Source organism: Janthinobacterium silvisoli (genome assembly GCF_014200725.1).
Lineage (GTDB): Bacteria > Pseudomonadota > Gammaproteobacteria > Burkholderiales > Burkholderiaceae_D > Janthinobacterium.
The window spans coordinates 433,179-449,676 of sequence record NZ_JACHCL010000003.1; the positions used below are offsets into that span (position 1 = coordinate 433,179).

Genomic DNA, 16,498 nt, shown 5'->3' on the forward strand with positions numbered 1-16,498 from the left:
TGGTTCAGCTTGGTTCAGCTATTGCGCTTACTTCGCGACCGCCTCCGGCGTCGAGGCCGCAGCAGGGACCGGCTCCAATTTACCACCATCGAGCTTGGTCACCACGGGCGACTTCCACGGTCCGGCGATCTGCATATGGTAAGTCAGCGCCTTCATGACCGGCGCGCGCAGAAAGAGTTGCGCCAAAAAGCTGCCAATGCCAATCACCGGGTTGACGGCCAGCGCATACACCAGGGGGCCTGTCCCCAGATTAAATTCCGGTATCACCACCACGTGCAGATTGGTCGTTTCATGGTCGATATCGGCCGTGCCATCCATCAATACCGTTGCCGCCACGCCATGCATCTTCAGATTATCGGTGGTCACCACGCCGCGCTTGATGCTGGCATTGGCCGTGATGCCATCGAAGGCCAGGCCTTCGGAAAACACGTCATGGAAATCGAGTTTCAGCAAACGGGGCAAGGCTTGCAAGCTCAGTACGCCCAACAGCTTGGCCGCGCCCGGGTCTTGCTTGAGGAACTGGCCCGACTCCACGTTCATCTCGATATTCCCGGACAGGGTCGGAATATCGAGCGAATATGGCAAGCCGTTCCAGGCGATGTCGCCGCTCAGGCGGCCCTTGCCGCGACGCAAGGTATCGACAAAGCCGAAGCGGTCCAGCAGCTTGCCGGCGTCGACGATATCGAGTCCGAAGCGCAGGCTGGTGGTGCTCTGGCCATCCTTGAGTATCCATTTACCGTTGCCGCTCAAGGCGCCGTCGGGATTTGATAATTGCAACTTGCCGACACGCCATTCGCGCCCGCCGGCCGCCATGGTGTTATACGCTTGCAGTTCCAGCCGGCCGATCTTTTTATTGAACAATTCAAACTGCTCGGCGACGATATCGAGCGAGGGGATCGATTGTGCGCTGCTCTTGCCTTCCAGCAGGTTTTTCACATCGTTTGCGGCCGATTCGGGAATGATCAGCGACGACAGCCGCGCCGTCATCTTGCCAAGGCCGGAAGGCGTTTCCAGCCAGGTTACATAACCGGATACTTGCTTGGCGTCGATATTGGCTTGCCACACATCCTTTTGATGCGTGGCGCCCACCACCACGTTTTCCAGTTTGCGCTCACCCAGCATCAGCTCGCTGGCGCGCGCCGCCATCACGTCCGGCACCACATATTGCGCAAAATCGGGCGCGTCGCCATCCGCGCCAGCATCGCTGCCCCCGGCCGTGCCGCCGCCCGCGATTGCACTGCCGGCGGCGATCCAGCTGTCCACGTCGAGCGACTTCATGTTCACGTTGAGCATCATGCCGCTGTCCGGTTCAGGCGCCGGCACATTGACGCCGATGCCACCGCGCACCAGGCGCCAGGCTTCCTTGCCCTGTTTCTGGCGCTGGTAGCGCGCGGCGATGCCGTTTGCCAGATTGATGCGGATATCGTCCGTGCGCAGACCGGCCGGGTTGGCGGCATTACCGGTCAAGGTAAAGCGCAGCGGCAGGCTGTCGCCGGCGGCCTTTTTCAGGGGCGCCGGGAAGTCCAGGCCCAGGCCATTCAATGGCGATTCGACATTGACTACCAGCAAATGATCACGGGCGGTGATCAAGCCGTTATAGCGGGCGCCGCCATTCAAGTGTTTCGCCAGCCGCTGCACCACAGGTGTGGGATAGGTTTTGCGCAAGCCATCGACCGTCATGTTGCCGGCGATCTTGACCTGGATGGAATTGTCGGGCTGCGTACCGCCCGAGACAGCCACCAACCCACCGAGCAGATTGCCGTTCAGACCGTTCAGGTTCACGCCCTTTTCGTTGAACTCGATCTTGCCTTGCGTGCCCAGCACAGGGGGCATGTCATGGAACAACACCACGTCATTGCCGGCCAGCTGCAAACTGCCCTGCACGGTCGATTCCAGCAAGCGTTCGATCGGCAAGTGCAGTTTCAGGGCCAGCTTGGCGTTGCCGGTGGCCGTCGTTTCATCGGTGAAATGATCGATCCAGGCCAGCACCGGGCTGTCAGTCACGTATTTGAGAAATTCCTGCATCGGGCCGGCGGCGTTGCCATCGATATCGAGCAGGGTGTCGAAGACGGTCAGGTCCGGTATCACGGCTTTGACATTGCTCAGGGCCACGCCACCGGTGGTGGCCGTGTCGCCGCGAATTTCCATGCGCGCGCGCTCGAACAGAAAACTGCCCTTGATCTTTTCCGCCTGCGGCCACAGCGGCGCCTTGCCGGCCAGCGGCCCGCTTTCGGCAAATTCGCCAGGCGCGTAGTTGAGCTTGCCATTGTCGATCTTGCCGGCCACACGGAATTCACCACGGCTACGCTCTGCCGCCGTGTCGGCCTTGAACGGGAAATGATCGAGTTCGCCGCGCAGGCGCAAGGTCACGTCGCGCGCCACGCCGCCTTCCAGCGCGCCAGTCAGCCAATGGCGCAAGTGTTCTGGCGTTTGCACCGGCAGGTAGCGGCCGATGGTGTTGACTTCAAAATTATCGAGTGTGCCAGTCAGGTCCACTTCGCCCAGGTTGCTGCCATCGAGCGGCATGCGGTGCGTGCCGTGCAAGCTGGCACGCAAGCCTTGCTGGTTGAAGTCCAGTTTGTCCAGGTTGACTTGCAGCATGTTGTTCGCTTCGAAGTCCCAGCGCGCCTGCATCTGGAACTGTTCGAACGGCAAAGCCGGATCACTGAGATAACTGGGCAATTGCAAGACCAGGCCGTGGGCATCGATATCGATCTTGCCGCCCTTGTCGCTGGCGTCTATCGTGCCGCTGAGCTTATCGAAACCGGGAATCGCGGGCGCGGCAGCCTGCGCCGGGCTGGTGGCGGTTTTGGCCATGGCCAGGCGGGCCGGGCGCGCATTCAAGCCCAGTTCCACCAGGCGGCCGCGCACACGGTAGCTGCTGGCGGTGGCGAAATCGCCGTCCCATTGCGCCGAAAAATCCTGCAAGCTGCCGCGCGGCGCCATCGCTTCGAGATTCTCGCGCTGCTGTTGGCCAAGCGGTAATTTGTCCGCCAGTGCGGCCAGGGTTTGCAAGTCGAGCGTCTGGGCCGTAATTTCCGTATGCGCCGGCTTGCGTTTGGTGGCGGCTGTAAACCGTTCGGACAAGGTGGTCGGCGGCAAACTCAAGCCATCGCGCGTCTGCAGTGCAAAGTCAGTCAACTCGACTTGATGGCCGTTGGCGCCAAAAGTCGGCTTGCCAACTGGCGTTTGTGCCGACAGCTCTTCCTTTGCCGAAACACGGCCGCTGACCGACAGTAAATCGAGCGGTGCAATATGCTCGCCCAGCCTGGCCTGCACATCCGTCAACCCCACGTCAGCCGTAAAACCGGCCAGACGCGCATGGTCCAGGTTAAGCCAGGCGCGCACGGCGCCCTTGCCCTGGCTCAGTTCAAACGGGTAATCGAGATAGCGGCGCCAGGCGGCCAGGTCAGCATTCTTCAGGTCGGCATACAGCTCGCCCTTCCACATGCCGACATCGGAAATGTGCGTACTGAAAGGCGGATGCACGAAGTGGGCGCGCACATCGATGGGCGCGGCCAGGCTGGCCGGCGGCGTCGCTTGCAAGCCCAGGCGATGGCTGCGCCAGCGATTGCGCAGCAATAAATTGACTTGCTCCAGCGCCAGCTCCGGCGTACCGCGCAACTCGTCCGTCCAGCGCACCTTGCCGTCGCGGATAATGATCTCATGCTGCGCCAGCAGCCAGTCGGCGCCCTTGCCGTCACCGCCCTGATTATTGTCGACCAGCACGCCAGCCACATACAGCTTGCCATCTGCGCTGCGGCGCACGTCCAGGTCGGGGCGCGTGATTTCCAGTGTATCGAATCGCACTGAACCCAATAAGCTCCACCACGAGAGGGTGGCAGACACGCTGGGCAAACTCAGCGCCTGTCGGCCTGTCTTGTCGCGCAGGGTGACATCGCCGAGAAAAAGATTCGGCCGCAAGCCATGCCAGGAAGCATAAATACGGGCAATACTGACGGGATTGCCCAGCGCATGGCTGGCCGCCTGCTCGATATCGCTCTTGTAATAATCGATATTGGGCAGAATGAGGTAACGCAGGGACAGGAACAGTACAGCGAAAACAAAATAGACCAGCAACACAGCCTTGACCGTAAAGCCCAGCACATGGTGTGTGGCCAGATTGGCCATGCGATAGGCGGCACGCAGCCGCTGCCAACGCTGGGCCAGTGGCACATGCTCGGTCTCGCTTGCTTCTGGCGGTTTTTGCATCAATAAGCTAATAAACTGGCCTGGCGTCAAATAATGGCAAAAATCGTCTGAATTCTCAGTCTGCGGGCACGCCGCGAGGGCGTTTGCCGGCCTGCTTGCGCTTGCGTCTGCGCCTGGCCTCCCTTACCATCGTCCGGGAGGACCTGCCTGCAAGCAGGCAGCAAACTACCGGCGGCCCAATTTTACCGCATCCCCCGGCGTTCGCCGCCACTTTACGCGTCTATACCCTGACAGAAACGATAGAAACCGCCACCATGAGTCCTACGCCCCCGATCTCTGCCTCGCGTTTTTACCAGCGCTGGCTCAATGCTGCTCCCGAACGCGCCGCACAAGTAGCACAGTTAGTGCTTACTGCGCTCGATAAGACTGACTTTGTAAGCGCCCTGGCGGAACAGGCAAACGTTGTCAATCCGCCGCTGCCGGCCGAGCGCGCCATGCGGCGCCTGCGCAATCTGCTGGTGTGCGGCTTGATCGAACGCGACCTGTCCGGCCAGGCTGATTTGCATGAAGTCGTCACCACCATGACAGGCTTTGCCGATTTCGCCATCCGCACGCACGTGCACGCCATCATGGCCGAGATGGTGGCCTTGCACGGCATGCCGGTGGGCGAGGAATCGGGGCAAACCCAGGAGTTGATGGTCCTGGCGATGGGCAAACAGGGCGGCGGCGAACTGAATGTCTCGTCCGACATCGACCTGATTTTTGTCTACCCTGAAGACGGTGAAACGCACGCCACGCAGCCTGGCCAGCGCAACCTGTCCAACCACGAATTCTTCATTCGTATGGGCAAGAAACTGATCGCCGCCCTGGCCGAAATCACACAGGATGGCTTTACTTTCCGCGTCGATATGGCGCTGCGCCCGAATGGCAACTCGGGACCGCTGGCCGCCAGCCTGAGCATGGTGGAACAATATCTGATCGTGCAGGGCCGCGAATGGGAGCGCTATGCCTGGGTCAAGGCGCGCGCCGTGACCGGCAAACCTGAAGATATCGCCGCGCTGGACGCCATCGTGCGCCCCTTTGTGTTCCGCCGCTATCTTGATTTCGGCGTAATCGACGCTATCCGTACCATGCACGGCCAGATCCGCGCCGAAGTCAACCGGCAAGAGCGCTTGCATCCAGACCGCAGCAATAACGTCAAGCTGGGCCGCGGCGGCATCCGCGAAATCGAATTCCTGGCGCAAGTCTTTCAATTGATACGGGGCGGGCGCGACGCCGATCTGCGCGACCGTTCCACGCGGACCACCCTGCGCACAGTTGCCGACAAAAATCTGCTAACACCAGCCATCGTCGACCAATTACTCGCTTCCTACACTTTTTTACGCAACCTGGAACACCGTCTGCAATATCTTGACGATGCGCAAACACATACCCTGCCCGCCAATGACGCCGACCGCCTGCTGGTGGCGCACATGATGGGCTTGCCCGATACGGCCACCCTGCTGGCCCAGTTGGAAGCGCACCGCGTATTTGTCGCCGGCCAGTTCGACGAAATGTTCAGCGACAAGAGCAGTGGCACGCCGCCCGCCGACACCGGCATCGATCCGCAAAGCTCGAACGACTCCACCGCCTCGGACCAGCAGGAAGCCATCGAAGCGCGTTTTGCCGCCTTGGGTTTTGACGAACCGGCTGATTGCGCGCGGCGCCTGCTGGCCACCTGGCAGGCGCCGCGGCTGCAATCACTGCCGGAAGCGAGCCGCACACGCCTGGTCGCCCTGGTAAACTCTGCCCTGCCCCTGATTGCCGACTGTTCGATCAGCTCGGGAAAAGCCAGCCAATTGTCGACGTTAGGGCGATTACTGGACTTTTTAGAAGCCATTGCACGCCGTTCGGCGTATTTGTCGTTGCTGACAGAATACCCGCACACACTGGAAAGAGTGGTGCGCATGGTCTGCGCCAGCGGCTGGGCAGCCACTTTCCTCACCCAGCATCCGATACTGCTCGATGAATTGCTGGACGAACGCATCCGCCACAGCGTGCCCGATCCGGCTGCGCTGGCGCTGGATTTGCAACGCCAGCTCGATGACGCAGCGGGCGACACCGAGCGGCAAATGGATATCCTGCGCGAAATGCACCACGCGCAGCTGTTCCAATGTTTGGCGCAAGACCTGGCGGGCGACCTCAGCGTGGAAAAACTGGCCGATTACCTGTCGCAGCTGGCCGACATCATCGTCGCCGCCACCATCCCGGCCGCCTGGAAAACCGTGGCTACCCGCCACCGCGAAGTGCCAAAATTTGCCGTCATCGCGTATGGCAAACTGGGCGGCAAGGAACTCGGTTATGTTTCCGACCTGGATGTGATTTTCCTGTTCGACGACGATGACCAGGAAGCGCCCGCCCTGTACGCCAGGCTGGCGCAACGCTTCATTACCTGGATGACCTCGCATACCTCGGCCGGCATCCTGTTCGATATTGACATCGCGCTGCGCCCCGATGGCGCCTCCGGCATGCTGGTGTCCAGCGTGCAGGCGTTCGAGCGCTACCAAAGCAGCGCAGCCTGGGTGTGGGAACACCAGGCGCTGACACGCGCGCGCTTTTGCGCCGGCGATGCCGGCATCGGCCAGCAATTCGAACGTATCCGCGACACCATCTTGCGCAAGGAGCGTCCAGAAAATGGCCCGCTGAAGGGCGAAGTGGTGGCCATGCGCAAGAAGATGCTCGACGCCCATCCACCGCGCGCCGGCTGGTTCGACCTGAAGCAGGATGCGGGCGGTATGATCGATATCGAATTCATGGTGCAATACCTGGTGCTGCAACATGCGGCCCGTTATCCGCAACTGACGTCCAACATGGGCAATATCGCCCTGCTGCGCCTGTGCGGCGAACTGGGACTGATCGACGCCAGCCTGGCCGCGCTGGTCGCCGACGCTTACCGCGCGCTGCGCAAGTTGCAGCATCAGTTGCGGCTGCAGGGACAAGACCTGGCCCGCGTGGAACCGGAGCGCGTACGCGTGCATGCGGACAACGTGCGGCGCCTGTGGCAAACGATTTTCCAAGAAACGCACTAACCCCCTTCCAGCCCCCACCGCGCCTGCCTGCAGGCGATCAATCAAAACACTTGGCAGCGGTTTAAACAGCCGCTGGCGCTCCCGCGCGCCTGCCGCATCCGGCGCAGGCAAACGCCGAATAAAAAATGCACGGATACAATTGTTCGTCAAGCATATTTTTCTCTGACCAAGGGAAAAATTACCGTTCAAGGCCTGTCGCTGGACGATCCTGGCCAGCACCTTGTCAAACGGAAAATCAGAGTCCCATGCCCCGCAGCATCGGCAATCCACGCCATCGGCAATCTCTTTTTCAGTTACTAATAATTACACAAAAAACCTTGAACATTACAAATGCGACACATTCCGTTACACATCGAGTGTTGTTTTTGTAATTGACTATTCGCAATTTTGCTCTAGCGATAAATATAATCAAACTGCAGTTACACGATCTGTAACGCATAAAAACTTATATATAACTAAAGTTAAATCGGGAGTTTGGGTGAAAAAAATCGCACTGAAACAAGGTGTTATCGCGGTTGCGTTAACGCTGGCATCCTCACACGTCGTATTGGCGCAAGACACCGACGCAGCGGGCAAACCGCTGGAAAAAGTCCTCGTGACAGGCTCCAACCTGAAACGCATCGACACGGAAACCGCAACGCCGGTACAGATCCTGAAACATGAAGACATCGTCCGCCTGGGCGTGAACTCGGTCAAGGAAGCGCTGGAAACGTTGACCGCCTCCACCGGCAGCCTGTCCGATATCGGCGGCTCGAACTCCTTCGCTGGCGGCGCATCGGCTGTTTCGCTGCGCAACCTGGGCAAGCAATCGACTCTGGTCTTGCTCAACTCGCGCCGCGTCGCTCCATATGCGCTGGCAGACTACAACGAGGTCTTCACCAACCTGGACTCGCTGCCGCTGGACGCCATCGAACGCATCGAAGTACTGCGCAACGGCGGCTCGGCAATCTATGGCTCCGACGCCGTGGCCGGTGTGATCAACATCATCACGCGCTCCGATTACCAGGGTGTGCAGGTACGCGCTGGCTACGACCAGTCGGTCGCCCATGAACAGTTCAACACCAAGACGGCCAGCATCACGGCCGGTGTGGGCGACTTCAGCACGGATAAATACAATGTGCTGGCCAACCTCGAAGTGTTCAAGCGCGGCGAAGTGATGTGGCGCGACGTCGTCGACCACATCAACCCTACCTACGGCCAGAAATTCTCCGCTGTGGCACCCGGTAGCGGCCTGATGTTTGGCAACCGCGGCGCCCCATCGACCTTTTCCTATCCTGGCAACCTGATCGGCCAAGGTGCCGTACCGGGCTGCACCACGCTCAATGCAGCAGGCTTGTGCGTATATGACCGCTTCTCGCGCTTTGAAGCCGTGCCGCAGGCGGACCGCGTGAATGCCTTGCTGTCGGGCAAACTGAATCTGGGTGGCGGTACCGAAAGCTTCTCCGAAGTGCTGTTTTCGCACACCAAGACCACCTACACCAACGCATTTGGTACTTACGGCTCAACCAGCCCAGATACGATCTGGGGCAACCCCAGCACTGGCCAGGGCAAGGACTTCACTTACCAATACCTGCCGAGCACGAACCCGCTCAACCACAGCGGCCAGGATATCGAGTTCCGCTACCGCTGGGCCGATGCACCGGCCTACCGCGAAACGAGCAGCGACCAGTATCGCGTACTGACGGGACTGAAAGGCCAGTGGAGCACCTTTGACTGGGAAAGCGCGGTCGGCGTGATGGGCAGCAAGACCAAGGACCGTACTTACGGCTCCCTGAGCGATAGCGGCTTCATCAAGGAAGTGGGCGACTATACCAAGGTTGACCCGAATACGGGTAGCGTGCTCGATCCGAACTTCTTCAATCATGGCTACAAGATTGGCCAAAAGAATTCGGCCGATGTGCTCAACACCTTGTTCCCCGCGCAAGGCTATGATGGCAAGATCACCCAATACTTCGCTGACGCCAAACTGAGCGGTGAAGTGGGCAAGATCGGTGACCGCGCCATTGGCCTGGCGGTAGGGATGGAACTGCGCCACGAGAAGTTCCAGATCACGCCTACGGACAATCTGCTGTCCGGCGATATCGTCGGTTATGGCGTATCGTCGGCCGATGCCAGCCGTACGACGGAAGCGGCATTTACCGAAATCAACCTGCCGCTGACGTCTACCCTGGAGGCAGTGGGAGCAGCACGCATCGATAAATTCCCGGGCTTTAAAACCCATGCTTCGCCAAAAGTGTCCGCACGCTGGGAAGTCACGCCCACCCTGTTGTTCCGCGGCACCCTGGAATCCGGTTTCCGCGCGCCCAACCTGACCGAAAGCGCGCAGTCGACCAAGTTCGCCTTCGACAACGGTGTCGTCGATCCAAAACGCTGCGATCAGGCGCAAGCCTTGTCCAACGACTTGCAAGCGCAAGCCAAAGCCCTGCCGGCCAGCGATCCGAACAAAGCACTCTTGCTGGCACGCGCCGATACGGTTCAGGGTAGAGAGTGCGCTGCGGGCGTCGCCAGCATCGTGCGCAATAACCCGAACCTGAAGCCGGAAACCACGCATAGCGGCACCATTGGTTTCGTGATCGAGCCAATCAAGGGCACCAGCATTTCGCTGGACTACTGGAATATCCAGCGCAAGGATGAGATCGGCCTGAAATCCACGGACGACCTGCTGGCCGCGGAAGCGGATCAGGCACCGGGCGTCATCAACCGCCTACCGCTCTCGGCCGACAAGACCTTCACCGCCGCCGAACAAGCCAAGTACGGCGTCACCGCCGGCCCACTGGCATCGACCTCGGGCGAGTTCCTGAACGTGTCGCGCACCAAGACCAGCGGCCTGGACCTGAGTGCCAATAGCCGTATTCCTACCCGCTTCGGCCGCCTCGACCTGAGCGCCAACGCGACCTACCTGTTGGATCTGAAAAACTTCAGCAGCACGCTGAACGGCTTCGGCGACAACCTGGCAGGCCGCTATGGTTACTCGAGAGTCTCGGCTAACGTTGGCGCATCCATGCAGACCGGCAACTTCAGCAACAGCCTGCGTGTGACCTACCAAAGCAAGACCTCGCTCAACACCGACTACTTCGACACCACCTATACCATGGCGGGTTGCAGCGCGAAGAAATGGTCGGCCGATGATTGCCAGGTCAAGGCTTACGAGCGCCTGGACTATAACGTCAACTACACCGGCATCAAGGATCTGACCTTGTCGATGTTTATCCGTAACGTCACCAACCGTCGTCCACCGGTGGACCTGCGCGCCTTCAATGCCAGTGGTGGCGGCGTGATTCCGCAAGACACGTCCGACGTCAGCGGCCGTGCCGTGCGCCTGACCGCGGAATACAAGTTCCGTTAATCGCATCAGCCCGAAAAAAAACCCCTCCCGGTGCAAGCCGGGAGGGGTTTTTTTATGCTGCACCGGCGTCGCCGTCGCCGTTGCGCCTTGCTTGATTACTGCTGGGCAGCCTTGCTGCCGGCCGCCTGACCAATGTAGCGGTCGATGAAGCGGTAGACGGCTTCGCCCCATTTGATGTTATTGCTTTCCTTGGACCAGCCGTGGCCTTCACCCGTCATGACCATCCATTCGACGGTATTGCCCTGCTTGAGCAACTGATCACGCATTTTCTCGCCGTGGATCAGCGGCACGCGGCGGTCTTCACTGCCATAAGCCATCAGTACCGGCGCCTTGATCTTGTCTGCGTGCTCGATCGCCGACACTTTCTTGAAATAGGCTTCGTCGGTTTTAGGATCGCCATGCATTTTCGTGCCGATGTTATCCATCACCGGACCGGCCACATCCGACCAGTTGACGGTAAACAGCATTTTCACATCGGTCACGCCTACCCAGTTAATGCCGCATTTATACAAATCCGGATTTTTCACCAAACCATACATGGTGGCGTACGGTCAGCAACGGAAGCCATCTTACTGACAAAGACAGTATCTGCCGATAGCGCATATGCTGCTTTTCTCCAGGCCAGACCCAGGTTGGCCTGTACCGACGGAGTACCGCGGGTACCGGCGTACTCGATCAGGTCGTCTGTCGGCGACGGTGCATTCTTGAACGACTGCATATGGCTGACGTTCAAGGTTGGCTGCAAGGTGCCGTACTCGCCCATATTGATACGGCCAGTCAGTTTCAAGTCCACGCCGCGGATTTGCGTGACAGCGACGTTGGTCAGCAACATCTTGATGTTGGTGATTTCACCAGCAACTGCACCAGCAGCCTTGTCGGCGGCAGTCAGATCAGCACGCGTAATGGCAACGGCTGGGTCACCAGCGTAACGGCCCGGATCGGACAACACCTTGTCCAGATCATAGGTGCCGATTTCATTGACACGCTTGATCTGCCACAGGTCGACCGTTGCCAGGAACGAGGAGCTAGGCTCCCATGCCAGACCCAGGGTGTAGCTCTTCGCCGTTTCAGGTTTCAGGTCTGGATTGGCGCCGCTTTGATACGGGCTGGAAGTAGAGCAGCCCAGTTTGTATTGGGCGTTGCAACGGAACGGATCGCGGATCGAGACGAAGGCATTACGCACGTCGGTCGAGTTCTCTACCAAGGTTGGCGCACGGAAACCTTCGGCGTACGTACCACGTACCATGAAGGCTGGCGTAACACTCCATTTCAGGCCCACTTTCGGTGTAGTCGAATTACCATAGTCCGAGTAGTGGTCGTGGCGCACCGCCAGTTGCGCTTCGACAGACTTCAGCAGAGGCACTGTCGATTCTGCATAAATCGACGCAATGCGGCGGCTATTCGAGAAGCCTGGCGGCAATTGCGCCTGGTGATAGAACTCACCCTGGACAGCAATCGGATCAGGATTGGTATCGAGCGACTCGCGACGGAATTCAGTACCGACGGCCAGGCCGACGGCGCCAGCTGGCAGGTTGAACAGTTCGCCGGAAATCTTGCCATCGATTTGCGTCAAGCCTGACTTGAACAGATTCGTGGAGTCGGCCGTGATCGAGTCATACAAGACCTGGTTGGCAGCACCGCTACCAAAGATAACGGAAGGCTTGAACGCAGCGGTAGCGATAGGGGCACCTGACTCACATTCAGACGGCAAAAAAAAACCGCCCTGGCATCAGCCAGGGCGGCATTACACCCCGCAGGGCGTGTTCAGCAATTGCCGGAAATTACTTGGCAGACATCAACGCCACGGTGGTGTCCAGCATGCGGTTCGAGAAACCCCACTCATTGTCATACCACGACGATACTTTGACCAGACGGCCCGAGACTTTGGTCAGGGTCGAATCGAAGTTCGACGAAGCCGGGTTATGGTTGAAGTCGATCGATACCAGCGGTTCGGTCTGGTACGTCAGGATGCCTTCCAGCGCGCCTTCCGAAGCAGACTTCATCAGGGCGTTGACTTCTTCCACGGTGGTGTCGCGCTTGGCGATGAAGGACAGGTCGACCAGCGACACGTTGATGGTCGGCACGCGGATAGCGAAGCCGTCCAATTTGCCATTCAGCTCAGGCAGTACCAGGCCAACCGCAGCGGCGGCGCCGGTCTTGGTCGGGATCATGCTCATGGTGGCCGAACGGGCGCGGCGCAGGTCTTCATGCATCACGTCGGACAAGACCTGGTCGTTGGTGTAAGCGTGCACGGTGGTCATCAGGCCCGTTTCGATACCGATGGCGTCGTTCAGGGGCTTGACCAGCGGCGCCAGGCAGTTGGTGGTGCACGATGCGTTCGAGATGACGGTATCGGTGGATTTCAGTACCGAGTGGTTCACGCCGAACACGACGGTAGCGTCCACATCCTTGCCGCCTGGGGCAGAGATGATGACTTTCTTGGCGCCGCCTTTCAGGTGGGCCGAGGCTTTTTCTTTGGTGGTGAAGAAACCGGTGCACTCCAGTACCACGTCCACACCCAGCTCGCCCCATGGAATTTCAGCAGGGTTGCGTTGTGCAAACACACGGATCGGATCGCCATTGACGATCATGTTGTCGCCTTCGACCGTGACGGTGCCCGGGAACTTGCCGTGGGCAGTGTCGTAGCGGGTCAGGTGGGCGTTCGATTTGGCATCGCCCAGGTCGTTGATGGCAACGATCTGGATATCTTGTTTCTTGCCGCCTTCGTAGAAAGCGCGCAATACATTACGGCCGATGCGGCCGTAGCCGTTGATTGCAACTTTGATCGTCATACTTTGCTCCTGATAGAAAAAAACCTGACACATTAAACATCTGGAAAAACCTGCTGCGCGTCGCGATTTGCGGCCTCCGATGCTCACTGTGCATCCGCACAGCTCCGCTTCTCAGCCACAACTCACTGCCGCTCGCTACGGTTTTCAGGTGTTACCAAAAATGCGTGCCGCCGCGCCCATCTGCGGGGCGCTGGCGGCAGGAACTTGCAACTAACTTCAATTAGCCGGCGATAACAGCCTTGACCTTGGCCACGACGTTATCAACCGTGAAGCCGAAGTGCTTGAACAGCACGCCAGCCGGGGCCGACTCACCAAAGGTGTCGATACCGACCACGGCGCCTTCCAGGCCCACGTATTTGTACCAGAAGCTGGTCACGCCCGCTTCGATGGCCACGCGTGGCACACCTTTGGTCAGCACGCTGGCCTTGTAGCCTGCATCCTGACGGTCATACACGTCGGTCGACGGCATCGACACTACGCGCACGGCGATGCCTTCGGCAGCCAGCGCGCTGGCGGCCGCCACTGCCAGTTCCACTTCGGAACCGGTGGCGATCAGGATCGCCTTGGCATCGGCCACGTCGTTCAGCACATAGCCACCGCGGTAGATGTTGTTGATCTGTTCGGCGCTACGTTCCTGGTACGGCAGGTTCTGGCGCGAGAAGATCAGGGTCGATGGACCATCCTTGCGGCGCACGGCGGCGCCCCAGGCAGCAGCCGACTCGACGGTGTCGCATGGACGCCAGTTGTCCAGGTTAGGAATCAAACGCATCGACGAAACGTGCTCCACCGATTGGTGGGTCGGGCCGTCTTCGCCCAGGCCGATCGAATCGTGGGTGAACACGAAGATCGAACGCAGCTTCATCAGGGCTGCCATGCGCAGTGCATTGCGGCTGTAGTCGGAGAACGTCAGGAAGGTGGCGCCGAATGGAATGTAACCACCGTGCAAGGTGATACCGTTCATGATGGCGCTCATGCCGAATTCGCGCACGCCGTAGTTGATATGGTTGCCAGGCTGGCCCGAACGCACGGCTACGCACTCTTTCCAGTTGGTCAGGTTCGAGCCGGTCAGGTCGGCCGAACCGCCCAGGAATTCTGGCAGCGACGACGCCAGTGCCTGGATGGCGTTCTGGCTAGCCTTGCGGGTCGCAATGTTTTCTTTCTTTTCCACGCAGGAAGCGATGGCAGCGCTCAAGGCCGCTTCAAATGCTTCTGGCAGCTCGCCCTTCATGCGGCGGTTCAGTTCAGCGGCTTGCTGCGGGAACTCGCGGCTGTAAGCGGCAAAACGGTCGTTCCAGTCTTTTTCCAGCAGGGCGCCCTGCTCTTTCGCATCCCAGGCGCCATACACGTCAGCTGGAATTTCAAATGGTGCGGCGTCCCAGCCGATGTATTCACGTACGGCAGCAATTTCCTTGTCGCCCAGCGCGGCGCCGTGGACCTTGTCGCCGCCTTGCAGATTTGGCGAACCCTTGCCGATGATGGTTTTGCAGCAGATCAGGGTTGGCTTCGTCGCGGTTTTCGCAGCGGCGATGGCGGCCGAGATGGCAGCAACGTCATGGCCGTCGACGGCGCGGATCACGTTCCAGCCGTAGGCTTCGAAACGGGCCGGGGTGTCGTCGGTGAACCAGCCTTCGACTTTACCGTCGATGGAAATGCCATTGTCGTCGTACAGGGCGATCAGTTTGTTCAAGCCCAGGGTGCCGGCCAGTGCGCACACTTCGTGCGAAATACCTTCCATCAGGCAACCGTCGCCCAGGAAAGCGTAGGTGTAATGATTGACAATGTCGTGGCCAGGCTTGTTGAATTCAGCAGCCAGCAATTGTTCCGACAGAGCCATGCCGACGGCATTGGCAATACCCTGGCCCAGCGGGCCGGTGGTCGTTTCCACGCCTGGCGTGATATCGACTTCCGGATGGCCCGGGGTTTTCGAATGCATCTGGCGGAAAGCCTTGATGTCATCCATCGACAGGTCGTAGCCGGTCAGGTGCAGCAAAGCGTAGTGCAGCATCGAGCCGTGGCCGTTCGACAACAGGAAACGGTCGCGGTTTTGCCATTTTGGATTGATTGGATTGTGGCGATAATGACCACTCCACAGGGCAACTGCGATCTCGGCCATGCCCATCGGCATGCCAGGATGGCCGGAATTGGCCTTTTGTACAGCGTCCATTGCCAGTGCGCGGATCGCATTGGCCATTTTGGTAGTCGGGAGCGTAGTTGTCATGATGATGTGGGTCAGTCGCGAGTTTGGAATTCGTTTGCAGCAGCGCAGACAAGGAAGCCGGCTGCTTTCTGTAGTCAACTATTTTACCAGACTGGGGGGCTGCAAATTAGAATTGCGGCGTACTGGCCCGCCAACTCGCTATACTTTCACGTCTTTTACCCACTTTACCGCTGTCGAGGATTTGCATGCCGCGTTTTTTCTGCCCCCAGCCGCTCGTCGCCGGCACCACCGTCGATCTGCCTGAAGCCGTTGCCCACCATATACAAGTGGTGCGCCTGGTTCCCGGTGACATCATTACCCTGTTCAATGGCGAAGGTGGTGAAGTGCAAGCTAGCCTGGTCAGCGTCGCCAAGCGCAGCGTAACGGCTGAAATACAAGCGCATGTGGCGCGCGAAGCGGAGCTGCCTTACGCGGTAACGCTGGCGCAAGCCTTGCCGGAAGCGTCGAAAATGGACTGGATTATTGAAAAAGCCATCGAACTGGGCGCGGCCGGCATCGTGCCGCTGGCGGCGCAGCGCTGCGTGGTGCGCTTGTCCGCCGAACGAGCGGAAAAGAAACTTGCTCATTGGCAAGGCATCATCGTCTCGGCCTCGGAACAGAGCGGGCGTAACCGCCTGGCCCAACTGGCGCCGCTGCAAGATTTTAATAGCTGGAGCAGCCAGCAAGACCTGCACAAACGTATCATTCTGACACCGCGCGCGGACCAGTCGCTGGCCGACTGGGCGCGTCACCAGCCGCCACAAGCCATCACCCTGATGGTAGGACCGGAAGGCGGTTTTTCGGAAGCGGAAGAAAAGGCCGCACTGGCCGCCGGCGCCATCGGTCTATCGATGGGACCCCGCATCCTGCGCACGGAAACGGCGGGATTGACGGCGCTGGCGACCTTGAGCGCGCTGTGGGGCGGCATGTAAGGCACAGCCAG

General features: G+C 59.5%; 8 protein-coding genes. 3 read left to right on the top strand and 5 right to left on the bottom strand.

Translation table 11 applies throughout. From position 1 onward, the window contains the following. Positions 1-27 precede the first annotated feature (27 nt). Complete coding sequence (locus HDE75_RS18335) at positions 28-4,212, bottom strand: YhdP family protein (RefSeq protein ID WP_183680894.1); 4,185 nt, start codon at positions 4,210-4,212, stop codon at positions 28-30. Between the two features lie 254 nt (positions 4,213-4,466). Here HDE75_RS18335 and glnE point away from each other — a divergent pair, with 254 nt between their 5' ends. Then, positions 4,467-7,220, top strand: a complete 2,754-nt coding sequence (gene glnE, locus HDE75_RS18340) for a bifunctional [glutamate--ammonia ligase]-adenylyl-L-tyrosine phosphorylase/[glutamate--ammonia-ligase] adenylyltransferase (protein ID WP_183680896.1) — start codon at positions 4,467-4,469, stop codon at positions 7,218-7,220. A 478-nt stretch (positions 7,221-7,698) separates the two neighbouring features. Next, positions 7,699-10,566 carry a TonB-dependent receptor domain-containing protein gene (locus tag HDE75_RS18345; RefSeq protein ID WP_183680897.1) on the top strand — a complete coding sequence of 956 codons (2,868 nt, stop codon included), beginning with the start codon at positions 7,699-7,701 and terminating at the stop codon, positions 10,564-10,566. Positions 10,567-10,661: 95 nt separating this feature from the next. Here the strand turns inward: HDE75_RS18345 and HDE75_RS18350 are convergent, their stop codons facing one another. The 4 genes from HDE75_RS18350 to tkt all read right to left on the bottom strand — a co-directional run bounded on the left by HDE75_RS18350 (position 10,662) and on the right by tkt (position 15,576). Then, positions 10,662-11,093, bottom strand: a complete 432-nt coding sequence (locus HDE75_RS18350) for an alpha/beta hydrolase family protein (protein WP_183680900.1) — start codon at positions 11,091-11,093, stop codon at positions 10,662-10,664. Next, the gene (locus tag HDE75_RS18355; RefSeq protein WP_183680902.1) at positions 11,090-12,277 is read right to left on the bottom strand and encodes a TonB-dependent receptor plug domain-containing protein; all 1,188 of its coding nucleotides are present in this window, start codon (positions 12,275-12,277) and stop codon (positions 11,090-11,092) included. The genes HDE75_RS18350 and HDE75_RS18355 overlap by 4 nt, the downstream gene beginning before the upstream one ends. 70 nt (positions 12,278-12,347) lie before the next feature. Continuing rightward, positions 12,348-13,358, bottom strand: coding sequence for a type I glyceraldehyde-3-phosphate dehydrogenase (gene gap, locus HDE75_RS18360; protein ID WP_046685413.1), 1,011 nt, complete (start codon positions 13,356-13,358; stop codon positions 12,348-12,350). Between the two features lie 220 nt (positions 13,359-13,578). After that, positions 13,579-15,576 carry a transketolase gene (tkt, locus tag HDE75_RS18365; RefSeq protein ID WP_183680904.1) on the bottom strand — a complete coding sequence of 666 codons (1,998 nt, stop codon included), beginning with the start codon at positions 15,574-15,576 and terminating at the stop codon, positions 13,579-13,581. Between the two features lie 185 nt (positions 15,577-15,761). Here tkt and HDE75_RS18370 point away from each other — a divergent pair, with 185 nt between their 5' ends. Further along, the gene (locus HDE75_RS18370; RefSeq protein ID WP_183680905.1) at positions 15,762-16,487 is read left to right on the top strand and encodes a 16S rRNA (uracil(1498)-N(3))-methyltransferase; all 726 of its coding nucleotides are present in this window, start codon (positions 15,762-15,764) and stop codon (positions 16,485-16,487) included. The last annotated feature ends 11 nt before the right edge of the window (positions 16,488-16,498 follow it).

Bases quoted from the DNA above. Each gene is read 5' to 3' on its own strand.
- gap (WP_046685413.1), bottom strand. From the start codon at position 13,358: ATGACGATCAAAGTTGCAATCAACGGCTACGGCCGCATCGGCCGTAAT.
- tkt (WP_183680904.1), bottom strand. From the start codon at position 15,576: ATGACAACTACGCTCCCGACTACCAAAATGGCCAATGCGATCCGCGCA.
- HDE75_RS18370 (WP_183680905.1), top strand. From the start codon at position 15,762: ATGCCGCGTTTTTTCTGCCCCCAGCCGCTCGTCGCCGGCACCACCGTC.
- HDE75_RS18335 (WP_183680894.1), bottom strand. From the start codon at position 4,212: ATGCAAAAACCGCCAGAAGCAAGCGAGACCGAGCATGTGCCACTGGCC.
- glnE (WP_183680896.1), top strand. From the start codon at position 4,467: ATGAGTCCTACGCCCCCGATCTCTGCCTCGCGTTTTTACCAGCGCTGG.